The sequence below is a fragment of the Streptomyces sp. NPDC096048 genome (assembly GCF_044763415.1).
In the GTDB taxonomy this organism is placed as follows: Bacteria; Actinomycetota; Actinomycetes; order Streptomycetales; family Streptomycetaceae; genus Streptomyces.
Genome location: NZ_JBIWGG010000012.1, coordinates 146,727 through 160,522 on the forward strand (window position 1 = coordinate 146,727; position 13,796 = coordinate 160,522).

At 70.3% G+C, this 13,796-nt stretch carries 12 protein-coding genes; 9 read left to right on the plus strand and 3 right to left on the minus strand.

What is annotated here, in order from left to right; all coding sequences use genetic code 11:
• Positions 1–6: 6 nt before the first annotated feature.
• The 7 genes from ACIQ6R_RS30630 to ACIQ6R_RS30660 all read left to right on the plus strand — a co-directional run bounded on the left by ACIQ6R_RS30630 (position 7) and on the right by ACIQ6R_RS30660 (position 6,820).
• Positions 7–420 carry a roadblock/LC7 domain-containing protein gene (locus ACIQ6R_RS30630; RefSeq protein WP_003973453.1) on the plus strand — a complete coding sequence of 138 codons (414 nt, stop codon included), beginning with the start codon at positions 7–9 and terminating at the stop codon, positions 418–420.
• 111 nt (positions 421–531) lie between these two features.
• On the plus strand, positions 532–930 hold the full coding sequence (locus tag ACIQ6R_RS30635; protein ID WP_003973454.1) for a DUF742 domain-containing protein: 399 nt from the start codon (positions 532–534) through the stop codon (positions 928–930).
• Positions 911–1,486, plus strand: a complete 576-nt coding sequence (locus tag ACIQ6R_RS30640) for an ATP/GTP-binding protein (protein ID WP_055421789.1) — start codon at positions 911–913, stop codon at positions 1,484–1,486. The genes ACIQ6R_RS30635 and ACIQ6R_RS30640 overlap by 20 nt, the downstream gene beginning before the upstream one ends.
• Before the next feature lie 402 nt (positions 1,487–1,888).
• Entirely contained in the window at positions 1,889–5,167 is a 3,279-nt protein-coding gene (locus ACIQ6R_RS30645; protein WP_404224827.1) for a nitrate- and nitrite sensing domain-containing protein, read from the plus strand.
• Between the two features lie 10 nt (positions 5,168–5,177).
• Positions 5,178–5,591: a roadblock/LC7 domain-containing protein gene (locus ACIQ6R_RS30650; RefSeq protein WP_004983065.1), complete on the plus strand. Its 414-nt coding sequence runs from the start codon at positions 5,178–5,180 to the stop codon at positions 5,589–5,591.
• Positions 5,592–5,685: 94 nt separating this feature from the next.
• Entirely contained in the window at positions 5,686–6,258 is a 573-nt protein-coding gene (locus ACIQ6R_RS30655) for a DUF742 domain-containing protein (protein ID WP_121749353.1), read from the plus strand.
• Positions 6,239–6,820 carry an ATP/GTP-binding protein gene (locus ACIQ6R_RS30660; RefSeq protein ID WP_009314218.1) on the plus strand — a complete coding sequence of 194 codons (582 nt, stop codon included), beginning with the start codon at positions 6,239–6,241 and terminating at the stop codon, positions 6,818–6,820. The genes ACIQ6R_RS30655 and ACIQ6R_RS30660 overlap by 20 nt, the downstream gene beginning before the upstream one ends.
• Before the next feature lie 210 nt (positions 6,821–7,030).
• Here the strand turns inward: ACIQ6R_RS30660 and ACIQ6R_RS30665 are convergent, their stop codons facing one another.
• The 3 genes from ACIQ6R_RS30665 to ACIQ6R_RS30675 all read right to left on the minus strand — a co-directional run bounded on the left by ACIQ6R_RS30665 (position 7,031) and on the right by ACIQ6R_RS30675 (position 11,365).
• The gene (locus tag ACIQ6R_RS30665) at positions 7,031–7,228 is read right to left on the minus strand and encodes an acyl-CoA carboxylase subunit epsilon (protein ID WP_404183229.1); all 198 of its coding nucleotides are present in this window, start codon (positions 7,226–7,228) and stop codon (positions 7,031–7,033) included.
• A 17-nt stretch (positions 7,229–7,245) separates the two neighbouring features.
• Complete coding sequence (locus tag ACIQ6R_RS30670) at positions 7,246–8,829, minus strand: acyl-CoA carboxylase subunit beta (RefSeq protein ID WP_404224829.1); 1,584 nt, start codon at positions 8,827–8,829, stop codon at positions 7,246–7,248.
• 154 nt (positions 8,830–8,983) lie between these two features.
• Complete coding sequence (locus ACIQ6R_RS30675; protein WP_404224831.1) at positions 8,984–11,365, minus strand: polysaccharide lyase 8 family protein; 2,382 nt, start codon at positions 11,363–11,365, stop codon at positions 8,984–8,986.
• A 140-nt stretch (positions 11,366–11,505) separates the two neighbouring features.
• On the opposite strand from ACIQ6R_RS30675, the gene hpnR reads away from it, so the two are divergent.
• Positions 11,506–13,011 (plus strand): hopanoid C-3 methylase HpnR, encoded by a 1,506-nt coding sequence (gene hpnR, locus ACIQ6R_RS30680; RefSeq protein ID WP_404224833.1) that lies wholly within the window; start codon positions 11,506–11,508, stop codon positions 13,009–13,011.
• Positions 13,012–13,130: 119 nt separating this feature from the next.
• Entirely contained in the window at positions 13,131–13,688 is a 558-nt protein-coding gene (locus tag ACIQ6R_RS30685; RefSeq protein WP_404183241.1) for a YceI family protein, read from the plus strand.
• Positions 13,689–13,796: the final 108 nt, after the last annotated feature.

Sequence of the window (13,796 nt, forward strand, 5' to 3'; positions counted from 1 at the left end):
AGCCCGATGAGCCAGGCGGCACAGAACCTCAACTGGTTGATCACGAATTTCGTGGACAACACCCCAGGGGTGTCCCACACCGTCGTCGTGTCCGCCGACGGACTCCTTCTGGCGATGTCGGAAGGCTTCCCGCGCGACCGCGCCGACCAGCTCGCGGCCGTCGCCTCGGGGCTGACCTCGCTGACCGCCGGGGCATCCCGGATCTTCGAGGGCGGCAACGTGGCACAGACGGTCGTGGAGATGGAACGCGGGTTCCTTTTCCTCATGTCCGTCTCGGACGGCTCGTCCCTGGCCGTCCTCGCCCACCCGGAGTGCGACATCGGCCTCGTCGGCTACGAGATGGCACTCCTGGTCGACCGCGCGGGGGCGGTACTCACGCCCGACCTGCGCGCTGAACTACAAGGAAGTCTGCTCCACTGATCGGCCCCGGCACCACCCGTGTTACCAAATCACCGTCCGGCCGCCACAATCCCCCCACCGGCCTCGTCAGACGGCACGACTGACCGACCTGCTGTCCCGCCCGGAGGATTCATGACCCCGCCCACCGCCTCTCATGATCCGTACGCGGAGCCGTACGAGGACGAGGGCGACCAGCCGCTGGTACGTCCGTACGCGATGACCGGCGGCCGGACGAGGCCGCGCTACCAGCTCGCCATCGAGGCGCTGATCAGCACGACGGCCGACCCGGCAGCGCTCATGGGGCTGCTTCCCGAGCACCAGCGCATCTGCCATCTGTGCCGCGAGGTGAAGTCGGTGGCCGAGGTGTCGGCCCTGCTGGCGATGCCGCTCGGCGTGGCCCGGATCCTCGTCGCGGACCTCGCGGAGGCCGGGCTCGTCGCCATTCACCAGCCGGGCGGCGACGAGAACAACGGCGGTGCGCCGGACGTGACACTGCTCGAAAGGGTGCTCAGTGGACTTCGAAAGCTCTGACGGGGGTCGGGCGACCACCTCCGCGAAGATCGTGGTGGCCGGCGGCTTCGGCGTCGGCAAGACCACGTTCGTGGGCGCCGTCTCCGAGATCAACCCGCTGCGCACCGAGGCCGTGATGACCTCTGCCAGCGCCGGGATCGACGACCTCACGCACGCCGGGGACAAGACGACCACCACGGTCGCCATGGACTTCGGCCGCATCACGCTCGACCAGGACCTGATCCTGTACCTGTTCGGCACGCCGGGCCAGGACCGCTTCTGGTTCATGTGGGACGACCTGGTGCGCGGCGCCATCGGCGCCGTGGTGCTGGTGGACACGCGGCGGCTGGCCGACTGCTTCCCCGCGGTGGACTACTTCGAGAACTCGGGCCTGCCGTTCGTCGTCGCGCTCAACGGCTTCGACGGCCAGCAGCCGTACAACCCGGACGAGGTGCGCGAGGCGCTGCAGATCGGTCCGGACACGCCGATCATCACGACCGACGCCCGGCATCGCGCCGACGCGAAGAGCGCTCTGATCACGCTGGTGGAACACGCGCTGATGGCGCGGCTGCGGTAGGTCTGCGGCCGGTCACAGCCAAGTCGGCGGGGTTCTACGGCACTTGTCGTAGGCGGGACGGAGCCGACTGTGTCCTTTGACACGGTCGGCTCCGCCGTTCATAACGTTTCGGCAGAGGAATCGGGTGGTATCGACACGCGACGCGGTCAACTGGTCTCGCTGCGCGCACGAACGCCCCGTCTTTTGACGGGCCTCGCTCTGTTTGACCGTTTTATCTAGGGTTTACATCACGTGCAATCCGCTAGCCCCACTGTTTGGAAGAGCGCAGGCCGCCGTGCTGGAATGCCGGAACTGCCCAATGGTCAAAGACGTACTCAGCGGTAGCGCGTACTCGATGACGAACTGGGCTCTGAGACACAGCGGCACGACGTAGGTGCCGACCGCCGAGAGGTTGTTGGTCGAGTGAGGCGAAGCAAGAACAGTCCCGAGCCATCGGCCCGGGGCAACTTCACCCCGCCGCCGCGCACAGCGGCGCCCGCCCCCGTGCCCGCTTCGGAGCCCCAGGCCGAGCCCGCCGGGAGCGGTGGCCGTTTCTCCCCGCGCAACTGGCGGGTGACCACCCGGCTGAACGCGATCCTGCTCATTCCCGTGCTGGTCGGCCTCGTCATGGGCGGCTTCCAGGTGAAGAGCTCGATCGACACCTGGTCGGACGCCGAGGACGCCGAGAGCACCGCGCGCCTGGTGCGGGCCTCCCTCGACTACGCCGGCGCCCTCTACACCGAGCGTGACATCACGGCCGCCCCGCTGCTCCAGGGCAAGGGAGAGAAGGACGCCACCGTCGCCAAGGCCCGCCAGGGGACCGACGAGGCGGCCGACGCGTTCGACGAGGCGGCCCAGGACATGCCCGGCAAGGCGGGCCTGGAGCGCCGGCTGAAGGTGTTCCGCGAGCAGGAGCCCAAGCTCCAGACGCTGCGGGCGGCCGCGTACACCTCCAAGCTCAAGGGCGTGGAGACCGAGGAGGGCTACACCGGGATCGCCCACCCCCTGATGGAGTTCGCCAACGAACTCGGTCTGGGCACCGGCAACATCACCTCCTACGGCCGTACCGTCTACGCGATCTCGCTGACCAAGGCGGCGCTCTCCCTGGAGCGCTCCATCGGCATGCACATGCTGGTCAAGCCGGGCCCGGACCCCAGCCACCTCGCCAGCCAGCGCGTCGCGCTCTCCTCGTACGCCTACCTGGAGCGCATCGCCATCGAGGAGTACATCGGCGGCGGTACCGAGGCGGACGCGCAGAAGCTCGAGGACGCAGAGGCGCAGCTCAAGACGGACGGGGCGGCCATGGCCAAGGAGGCCAAGGCCAAGGACCCGGACTACGTGCCGCCGCCGGCCAACCCGACCACGATGATCTCGGAGCTGGCACGGCTGGACTCGACGGATCCCAGTGCGCGGGCCGACCTGGCCCAGCAGGGCATCACGCCGGAAAACTGGTGGGCGGTCAACACCCTCAAGTTCGACGCGTACGGCAAGATCGAGTCGGAACTGGCCGACAAGGCGGTGTCCGAGGCGTCCACCATCGCCGACGACGCCGAGCGGGACGCCTACATCACGGGTGCCGCGGTCGTGATCGCGCTGCTCGCCGCGTTCATTCTGGCCGGCATGGTGGCCCGCCAGATGAGCCGCTCGATGCGCCAGCTGCGCAACGCCGCCTTCGGCATCGCCGAGCAGCGCCTGCCGATGCTGGTCGACCAGCTCTCCCGTACCGACCCGGGCCGGGTCGACACCCGGGTCCAGCCGATCCCGATCACCTCGACCGACGAGATCGGCGAAGTCGCCCGCGCCTTCGACCAGGTGCACCGCGAGGCCGTCCGGCTCGCCGCCGAGCAGGCCCTGCTGCGCGGCAACATCAACGCGATCTTCACCAACCTCTCGCGCCGCAACCAGTCGCTGATCGAGGGCCAGCTGAGCCTGATCACCGACCTGGAGAACAACGAGGCCGACCCCGACCAGCTGGAGAACCTCTTCCGGCTGGACCACCTCGCCACCCGTATGCGCCGCAACGGCGAGAACCTCCTGGTCCTCGCGGGCGAGGAGCCCGGCCGCCGCTGGGACCAGCCGGTGCCGCTGGTCGACGTGCTGCGCGCCGCCTCCTCCGAGGTGGAGCAGTACGAGCGCATCGAGCTGTCCGGCGTCCCGGAGGCCGAGATCCACGGCCGTGCCGTGACCGACCTCGTGCACCTGCTGGCCGAGCTGCTGGAGAACGCGACGACGTTCTCCTCCCCGCAGACCAAGGTCCGCGTCACCGCGACCCGGCTGCCGGACGGCCGCGTGATGGTCGAGATCCACGACAAGGGCATCGGCCTGACCGCCGAGGACTTCGCGGACATCAACCACAAGCTGGCCAACCCGCCGACCGTGGACGCCGCGATCTCGCAGCGCATGGGCCTGTTCGTGGTCGGCCGGCTGTCCGACCGGCACGGCATCAGGGTCCAGCTGCGCCCCTCCGGCGAGCAGGCGGGCACCACCTCGCTGGTCATGCTCCCGGACGCCATCACGCACGGTGGCGGTGGCGAGCAGCAGCCGCGCGACGAGTTCACCGTCTCGCAGATCATCCCGGAGCAGAACTTCCAGGGCGGCGAGAGCTTCGGTCAGGTCGGTCAGCCCATGCGGACCGCCGCCGAGCTGGGCTTCGACGACAGCCGGTACTCCGAGGTCCCCGACGACATACGCGAACTCGACCCGGTCGGCCGCTCGCTGATGCGCGAGGAGCGCCGCGCGGCCCTGGAGGCCCAGTCGCAGCCCGAGCTGTCCGGTCCGGCGGAACACGGCGGCCGTGAAGAGGCCGAGGCCCCCGGGTTCCAGGACCAGTTCACCGGTCAGCAGCCGGCGTACGACCAGGGCCGGGGCGGCTACCAGGAGCAGCCGACCGGCGGGTACGACCAGCAGGCGGCGTACGCCGAACAGCAGCAGGCGTACCAGGAGCCGCAGCAGGCGTCGTACGACGAGCAGTACTACGCGCCGAACGGCGGACTGCCGCAGGGCGAGGGCTACCCGGCGGGTGGCGGTTACCCGGACCCCTCCTACGCGGAGCCGGGCCGGAACGGGCACCAGCAGGCGGGCGGCGGCCAGGAGACCTACTCGGCCTTCGAACAGCGGCGCCACCAGGACGACTGGCCCCAGCAGGACGGCTACCAGAACGGCTATCCGGACCAGTACCCCACGGGTGCTCCGGAAGCGGAATCCGCGCAGGCCGCTGACGTGAACGAGGCGGACCGCGTAGGCTTCGACCGTCCGGGGCCGGCCCACTCCGCCGCCCACGAGATGACCGACGCCGGTCTTCCCCGCCGCGGATCCACCGCGAGCGGCGCGGGCGATGCCGGGCACGCGGGCCACGAGGCGCCGGCCGCCGCCACTCCGGGGGCGAACGGTACGGACAACTGGCGGTCGGCCAACGACGACCGCTGGCAGCAGGCCTCGGCGCTGCGCAAGCCCAAGGCGGGCGGGGTCACCTCCTCGGGCCTGCCGCGACGGGTACCCAAGGCCAACCTGGTCGAGGGCGCCGCCGAGACCACTCCACAGGGAGGCCCACAGGTCTCCCGCGCCCCGGAGGACGTCCGGGGCAGGCTGAGCAACCTGCGGCGCGGCGTCGAACGAGGCCGCACGGCAGGCAGTGAAACGAACGGCCAGGACACAAGGAATGAACACCGTGGTCCTGACAGCACCTACAACCAGGAGCGTTAGTGTGAGCCCGATGAGCCAGGCGGCGCAGAACCTGAACTGGTTGATCACCAACTTCGTGGACAACACCCCGGGGGTGTCCCACACGGTGGTGGTCTCCGCCGACGGACTCCTTCTGGCGATGTCCGAAGGGTTCCCGCGCGACCGTGCCGATCAGCTCGCGGCCGTCGCCTCCGGTCTGACGTCGCTGACCGCCGGTGCCTCGCGCATCTTCGAGGGCGGCAGCGTGAACCAGACGGTTGTGGAGATGGAGCGGGGATTCCTCTTCATCATGTCCATCTCCGACGGTTCATCGCTCGCGGTTCTCGCACACCCCGAGGCGGACATCGGTCTCATTGGGTACGAGATGGCCCTTCTGGTGGACCGCGCCGGCACGGTTCTGACGCCGGATCTGCGCGCTGAGCTCCAAGGGAGCCTTCTCAACTAAAGGACAGACGGTGCGTTTTGGCGTCCCGTGGCCGTAAAGTTTCGAGATGCGGCTCCACAGTGATGGACGCCAGGCACAGTCGGAGGAGGAAAAAGTGGCAACACCCCCAGGTGGTCCGTCTTCGGGCAACTGGTCGTACGGCCCTGGCCAGGGCCAGAACGACGGCTCGGCGAACGGATACGGCTACCCCTCCGTGCCGAGCCACCGGCAGCCGTACGCGCCGCAGGGCCCCGGCCCTTCGCCGTACGACCAGCCGCACGCTCCGCGCATCCAGCCTGTGCAGCCGCAGCGCCGCACCCCTGAGCCGGCGCCCGCCGGGGCGTCGAACAACCCCCTGGTGCGCCCGTACGCCATGACGGGCGGCCGCACCAGGCCCCGGTACCAGCTCGCCATCGAGGCGCTGGTGCACACCACCGCGCAGCCGCACCAGATGCAGGGCCAGCTGCCCGAGCATCAGCGGATCTGCAACCTCTGCCGGGAGATCAAGTCGGTGGCCGAGGTCTCGGCCCTCCTGACGATCCCTCTCGGTGTGGCCAGGATCCTCGTCGCCGACTTGGCGGAGGCGGGCCTGGTCGCCATCCATCAGCCCGGCGGCGACGAGAGCGCCGGCGGCCAGCCAGACGTGACACTGCTCGAAAGGGTGCTCAGTGGACTTCGCAAGCTCTAGCGGAGGGCCTTCCCGCTCCACCACTTCCGCGAAGATCGTGGTGGCGGGCGGATTCGGCGTGGGCAAGACGACGTTCGTCGGCGCCGTCTCGGAGATCAATCCGCTGCGCACCGAGGCCGTGATGACGTCCGCGTCCGCGGGCATCGACGACCTCACCCATACGGGGGACAAGACGACCACGACGGTCGCCATGGACTTCGGACGTATCACGCTCGACCAGGACCTGATCCTGTACCTCTTCGGTACGCCCGGCCAGGACCGCTTCTGGTTCATGTGGGACGACCTGGTGCGCGGCGCCATCGGCGCGATCGTTCTGGTCGACACGAGGCGGCTCGCCGACTGCTTCCCCGCCGTCGACTACTTCGAGAACAGCGGTCTGCCGTTCGTGATCGCGCTGAACGGCTTCGACGGCCAGCAGCCGTACAACCCGGACGAGGTCCGGGAGGCGCTGCAGATCGGTCCGGACACGCCGATCATCACGACGGACGCGCGGCATCGGGCTGACGCGAAGTCGGCGCTCATCACGCTCGTGGAGCACGCGCTGATGGCACGGCTGCGCTAGCCGCGCGAGGTGCCGCCGGCGCCGGGTTGCGCGACGCCCCCTGCGGTCACTGGGCTGCCGGGGGCGGTTGTGTGCCGGGTGCGGGTGCGTCGTGGCTGGTCGCGCGGTTCCCCGCGCCCCTGGGTCGGTTGCCCGACCCGCCGTCGAGCAGCAGCCCCGGACACACGTAGAGGCCCCTCCGGTCCGGAGGGGCCTCTACGTGTGTTCAGGTCAGCGCCAGCTGTGCGGGGCGCGGAAGCCCGGCTCGCGTTCCAGGCGGCGCCAGCCCGCTCGGACGGGGCCGCCGCCGTGGGTCGGGGCGATCTCGACGGGGTGGGCGGCGGCGCGGGCCATGAGGAGGGCCGTGATGGCGGCGACTTCCTCGGGCTCGGCGTGGCCCTTCTCGACGCGGATGTCGGGAGTGGACATGGACGTGGCTCCTCGGGTCACTGCGGCGGGTTGCCGTGCTTGCGGGAGGGCAGGTCGGCGTGCTTGGTGTGGAGCATCGCGAGGGAGCGGATGAGGACTTCGCGGGTCTCGGCGGGGTCGATGACGTCGTCGACCAGGCCGCGCTCGGCCGCGTAGTAGGGGTGCATCAGTTCGGCCTTGTACTCCTTGACCATGCGGGCCCGCATGGCCTCGGGGTCCTCGGCGTCGGCGATCTGACGGCGGAAGATGACGTTGGCCGCGCCCTCGGCGCCCATCACGGCGATCTCGTTGGTGGGCCAGGCGTAGGTGAGGTCGGCGCCGATGGACTGGCTGTCCATGACGATGTAAGCACCTCCGTACGCCTTGCGCAGGATGAGCGAGATCCGGGGCACGGTCGCGTTGCAGTAGGCGTAGAGCAACTTGGCGCCGTGGCGGATGATTCCGCCGTGTTCCTGGTCGACGCCGGGCAGGAAGCCGGGTACGTCCAGGAGGGTGACGATCGGGATGTTGAAGGCGTCGCACATCTGCACGAAGCGGGCGGCCTTCTCGCTGGCCTCGATGTCCAGGACGCCGGCCAGGGCCTGCGGCTGGTTGGCGACGATGCCGACGACCTGGCCGTCCAGCCGGGCCAGGGCGCAGATGATGTTGCGCGCCCAGCGCTCGTGGACCTCCAGGTAATCGCCGTCGTCGACGATCTCCTCGATGACCTTGGCCATGTCGTACGGCCGGTTGCCGTCCGCCGGGACCAGGTCGAGGAGGGTGTCGCCGCGGCGGTCCGCCGGGTCGCCGCACTCGTGGCGGGGCGGGTTCTCCCGGTTGTTCTGCGGGAGGAGGGAGAGGAGGTAGCGGACCTCGGCGAGGCAGGTCTCCTCGTCGTCGTAGGCGAAGTGGCACACGCCGGAGGTCTCAGCGTGCACGTCCGCGCCGCCCAGGCCGTTCTGGGTGATCTCCTCGCCGGTGACCGCCTTGACGACGTCCGGGCCGGTGATGAACATCTGCGAGGTGTCGCGGACCATGAAGACGAAGTCGGTCAGGGCGGGGCTGTAGGCGGCGCCGCCCGCGCACGGGCCGAGCATCACGCTGATCTGCGGGATGACCCCGGACGCCTTGGTGTTGCGCTGGAAGATGCCGCCGTACCCGGCGAGGGCGCTGACGCCCTCCTGGATGCGGGCGCCGGCACCGTCGTTGAGGGAGACCAGCGGGGCTCCGGCCGCGATGGCCATGTCCATGATTTTGTGGATCTTCGTGGCGTGGGCCTCGCCCAGCGCGCCGCCGAAGATCCGGAAGTCGTGCGCGTAGACGAAGACCGTGCGGCCCTCGACCGTGCCCCAGCCGGTGATGACGCCGTCAGTGTACGGCTTCTTGGCCTCCAGGCCGAAGCCGGTCGCCCGGTGCCGGCGCAGTTGCTCGACCTCGCGGAAGGAGCCCGGGTCCAGGAGCAGCTCGATCCGCTCCCGCGCCGTCAGCTTGCCCTTGGCGTGCTGCGCCGCCGTCGCCTTCTCGCTCGGTCCGGCCAGTGCCTGGGCACGGATCTCGTGCAGTTCGGCCACTCGCCCGCGCGCGTCCGTCGGCTCACCCGGCGCCTCATCCAAAACGGTCATGTAGCGACTCTACGAAGCCGACCAAGGATTGCGAGCCGTCGACTCCGTACAGTCTCCGAGGCGTTTTCCTGGTAGCACTGAACAGAACCCCCACGGCATGCAGCCATTTCGACTGCTCAGAGGGCCTGATGCTTGTAGGGGTCGCACAAAGCCGTCAGCTGAGAGTCACCTCACATTCATGCGTGGTACATACCACCCCTGGAGTGACGCGGAGGTGCAGTCGGCGGCCCGTCGCGACGATCTCGACCGTCTCGTCGGCCCGTACCGTCGTCCGCACCGGGTGGTCCCAGACGATCTCCAGGGGCTCTCCGGTACGCGGTGGTTCGCTGACGCTGAGGGTAGCGGTACGGCCCCGGCGGCGGACCAGCACACTGGCCCCCGCCGTCGCGGTGAGCGGGCCCGCCGTGCCGGCCTGCCAGAAGTTCGCCGCCGTGAGGCCGAGCGAGGGGACGGCGACCGCCTGGCGGCGGTCGTCGTTGGCGAGGACGGTGAACCGGCGGCGGTCGGCGGCGCGGCGTGCGACGTCGCGGCGGGAAGCGCCCGGCATGAGGACGTAGACGTAGTCCGCGTCGGCCGGGTCCGTGCCGTGGTCCAGCCAGAGGGTCTGCCAGCGGCGGGTCCGGCGCTCGGTCGTGCTGGTGGCGTTGATGTCGGACCAGGCGCCGGTGCGGTCCTCGCGCAGGGTCCGCAGTTCGCCCTCGGGCACGATCCAGCCGCCGTGGCCCTCCAGATGGGCCCAGCCACGGCCGCGGACGAGGGCCTGGCGGCCACCCTCCCCGAGGTTGCGGTTGTCGACGACCGTCTCGACCGGGACGCCGTCCGCGCAGGTGATGCCGGCGCCCAGGCAGACCACCTCGTCGTCGAGGAAGAACCAGGACTTGCGGGCTTCGAGGGTCGAGCCGAGCCCTTTGAGGTGCTGCCCGACGGCCGCGTACTCGCCGTCGGTCGTGCCGCCGACCCAGCGGGCGTCGGGCTTGGGCGCGCCCCATTCGCCGCCCGCCCGGTCGGGCAGGCGCTTGGTGGAGGCGGTGGTGCCGGGCAGCCGGTACCAGTCGACGGTCGGCCAGAACCAGTCCGTGTACTGATCGGACCGGCCCGCTCCCGTCCCGTTCGCCCACCAGGTGAGCATGCCCGCGCCGGTGTGCCAGCCGCGCGGGTTCTCGCCGTTGCCGCACTCGTAGTGGGCGATGCGGTCACTGGCCATGGCGAGGTGCGCGGTGAAGGCGGGACGGCGGTGGACGGCACGGTCCATGGCCGCGAAGAGCCGGTGCCCGGTGGGCTCGGGGGCGGCCTCGACGGGGGCGTCCGCGATCTCGTGCAGCCGGGCCAGGTCGGCGACCCCGAACTGGGGTGCCGTCAGGACGGGGGTGACGGTGTCCCGTTCGATCCAGCCCTTGATCCGCGCGTACCAGCGCTCGCGCTCGGCGTCGCTCGCGCCGCCCGCGAGGACCGCCATGGCCGCGATGAGCCGCTGCCCGTGGTAGTGGTCGCCGCGCATGACGTGCAGGTCGTCGCTCTTGAGGTAACCCCGGCTGATGGCCCGGCCGTTGACGCCGTCCATGACCAGCCCGTCGTGGATGAGGGGTGCGTAGGCGTGCTCGACGCTGTCGAGGACGGTCTGCTTGCCGGGGTCCGTCACCTCCCACTCCGAGCCGGCGAGCAGGGTGAACAGCCGGCCGAGTCCGTCCAGCATGACCTGGCCGTACGTCCCCGAGTAGGCGACCCAGGTGTGCTGGACGAACGAGCCGTCGGCGTAGAGGCCGTCGCCCTCGGTGACGTACGGGAAGACCGGCGAGAGGGCGTCGCGGGCGAGGGCGAGCTTGGCGGGGGCCCGGCCCAGGACGCCGCGCAGGGCGACGGAGCGGCACAGGTCGACGCGGTTGGCGCCGGTGGAGGTGCCGGTGTAGTCGCCGAGCATCGAGTCGGGGACGAAGTGGTCGACGGCGGCGCAGGCGGCGGTGACGCGGTCGGCGCCGAGGTGGTCGTACAGGGCGGCGGTGATGTCCATCAGGAGGCGGGGGCTGCCGATCTGCCACTCCCACCAGTTGCCGTAGCGGGTGGTGGCCGGGTGGTAGACGGTGGCCGAGAGGTGGTCGAGGCCGCGCAGGATGTCGGCGAGGAGGGCCTCGTCGCCGGTGGAGCCGGTGCCCTGCTGGACGTACGCCTCGGTCATGGTCCACAGGCGGCCGTAGGCGAAGGTGATACCGGCGGGTGGGTCGAAGGGGTGCCCCGGCCACAGGGAGGTGGGAGTGGGGGCCATGCCGGCGCGGTGGGCGCGGGCGCGGGCGCCGGTCTCCGCGAGGCGGGAGGCGTACGGTTCGGCGGCCGGGTCGTAGCCGTCGCCGAGGGCGAGGCCGAGCCAGCGCCGGCGGAGGGTGTCGTACGGGTCGTCGGCGGCCGCGGCGGGAGCGCCGACGGACGGGGTGCCGAGGGCGGGCGTGAGTGCGGCGGCCAGGGCGGTCGCGAGCAGGACGGTGCGGCGGGTGGGTTCGGCGCCGGTTCGGCGGGCGTACGGCCACTTTGAGGTCATGCCCATGGCCTTTCCCCGATCCGGGGTCCGCCAGGCGGCGGTACACGTGCTGCGGGGGCGGGGTCCGCCGGGTTACCAAGGGGAGGCCTGACCACCGTTCCGGTTCGCCTACGTTCCGGTGCGTTCCGATCCGCGACGAGGTGACCATGCGCCTGCTGCTCGTCCATCCCAGCGCCCTGATGTACTCCGAGATCTTCCTGCGCCTGGAACCCCTGGGACTCGAACGGGTGGCGGGCGCGGCCCGCGAGGCGGGGCACGAGGTCAGGGTCGTGGACCTCCAGGTACTGGACCTGGCGACCCTGCGGGACGAGGTGCGGTCGTTCCGGCCTCAGGCCCTCGGTGTCTCGCTGAACTACCTGGCGAACATCCCGGAGGCGATCGACCTGGCGTCGAAGGTGAAGCGGGAGGTTCCGGACTGCTTCGTCTTCTTCGGCGGGCACAGCGTCTCCTTCGTCGCCGAGGACGTGCTGGAGCAGTCGGCCGGGGCGGTGGACGCGGTGGTCCGGGGCGAGGGCGAACCGGTGATCGCGCCCCTGCTGGAGGCGGTGCGCGACGGCGGAGTGGAGGGCGTCCCCGGGATCATCACCGCCGCCGGACGCGGACCCGCGCCGCTGATGATGCACGGCATCGACTCCCCGCTCCCGGCCCGCGACCTGATGCGCAACCGGCGCCGCTACTTCATCGGCGAGCTGGACCCGTGCGCCTCCATCGAGTTCACCCGCGGCTGCCCCTGGGACTGTTCGTTCTGCTCCGCCTGGACGTTCTACGGCCGCAGCTACCGCAAGGCCTCCCCCGAGGCCGCGGCCGAGGACCTGGCGAGGATCCGCGAGCCCAACGTCTTCATCGTGGACGACGTGGCCTTCATCCGGCCCGAGCACGGCAACGCCATCGCCGCCGAGGTGGAACGGCGCGGCATCCGCAAGCAGTACTACCTGGAGACGCGCAGCGACGTGCTGCTGCGCCACCCCGAGGTCTTCGAGCGGTGGGCGCGGCTCGGCCTGCGCTACATGTTCCTGGGCATGGAGGCCATCGACGCCGAGGGCCTGGACCTGTTCCGCAAGCGGATCAGCCCGGACGAGAACCTCCGGGCGCTGGAGACGGCCCGGCGACTGGGCATCCAGGTCGCCATCAACCTCATCGTGGACCCGGCCTGGGACGAGGAGCGTTTCCGGGTGGTGCGGGAGTTCGCGCTGTCGGTGCCGGAGATCGTGCACTTCACGGTGATGACGCCGTATCCGGGGACGGAGATCTGGCACACCGAGTCGCGCCGCCTCACCACCCGCGACTACCGCCTCTTCGACATCCAGCACGCCGTGGTGCCGACGACGCTGCCGCTGGACCGGTTCTACGAGGAACTGGTGCGCACCCAGGCCGTGATCAACCGCAAGCACCTGGGCCTGCGGACGGCGTTCGGCGCGGCCCGGATCCTCGGCCGGAACCTGCTGCACGGGCAGACGAACTTCGCTCGCATGCTGTGGAAGTTCAACCAGGTCTACAACCCGCGCCGGCAGTTCGCGGACCACAGCAGGCCCGTGCGGTACGAACTCCCCCTGCCGCGACCCGTCGGCGTCGGCGACCGGCGGCAGTTGTACGTCCACACGCGGACGGCACCTCAGGCGTCGCGGACATCGCCGCCACCCCGCACGCAGTAGTTGAACGCTGAACGGAATAGGTCTACAGTCGGGACCGTTGAACTGGTTGAACATTCAACATCGTGTTCGACGTCAGGTGCCCTTCGGTACTCCGACTCGACCGTTCCCAGGAGGACCCCATGACCACGACCCCCGACCTCGCCACCCTGACCGGCGAGTACACGATCGACCCCGCCCACACGACGATCGGCTTCACGGCGCGCCACGCCATGGTCACCAACGTCAAGGGCAAGTTCCTCGACTTCAGCGGCGACCTGCACCTGGACGGCGTCGACCCGACCCGCTCCACGGCGTCCCTCGACATCACGATGGACAGCATCGACACGGGTTCCGCCGACCGCGACGGTCACCTCAAGAGCTCCGACTTCTTCAAGACGGACGAGTTCCCGAAGATGACCTTCCGCTCCACCGAGGCGGAGACCCTGGGCGGCGACGACTACCGCATCACCGGCGACCTCACGATCCTCGGGACCACCAGGCCGCTCACCATCGACCTGGAGTTCAACGGCGCCGCCAAGGACCCGTTCGGCAACGAGCGTGTCGGCTTCGAGGGCAAGGCGGAGATCAAGCGCTCGGAGTGGGGGCTCACCTGGAACGCGGCACTGGAGACGGGCGGCGTGCTGGTCTCCGACAAGATCAAGCTGAACTTCGACATCTCGGCGATCAAGCAGGCGTGACGCCACCACCGGCGCACCGGCCGCCCGGGCCCGCTCGCCCGGTCCCGCGATCGCGGCGACCGTCTCGGCGGCCCGGTGCGCCATGGCGACCACGGCGTTCCGCGCGTC

Bases quoted from the DNA above. Each gene is read 5' to 3' on its own strand.
- ACIQ6R_RS30670 (WP_404224829.1), bottom strand. From the start codon at position 8,829: ATGACCGTTTTGGATGAGGCGCCGGGTGAGCCGACGGACGCGCGCGGG.
- ACIQ6R_RS30635 (WP_003973454.1), top strand. From the start codon at position 532: ATGACCCCGCCCACCGCCTCTCATGATCCGTACGCGGAGCCGTACGAG.
- ACIQ6R_RS30685 (WP_404183241.1), top strand. From the start codon at position 13,131: ATGACCACGACCCCCGACCTCGCCACCCTGACCGGCGAGTACACGATC.
- ACIQ6R_RS30675 (WP_404224831.1), bottom strand. From the start codon at position 11,365: ATGGGCATGACCTCAAAGTGGCCGTACGCCCGCCGAACCGGCGCCGAA.
- ACIQ6R_RS30665 (WP_404183229.1), bottom strand. From the start codon at position 7,228: ATGTCCACTCCCGACATCCGCGTCGAGAAGGGCCACGCCGAGCCCGAG.
- ACIQ6R_RS30630 (WP_003973453.1), top strand. From the start codon at position 7: ATGAGCCAGGCGGCACAGAACCTCAACTGGTTGATCACGAATTTCGTG.
- ACIQ6R_RS30650 (WP_004983065.1), top strand. From the start codon at position 5,178: ATGAGCCAGGCGGCGCAGAACCTGAACTGGTTGATCACCAACTTCGTG.
- hpnR (WP_404224833.1), top strand. From the start codon at position 11,506: ATGCGCCTGCTGCTCGTCCATCCCAGCGCCCTGATGTACTCCGAGATC.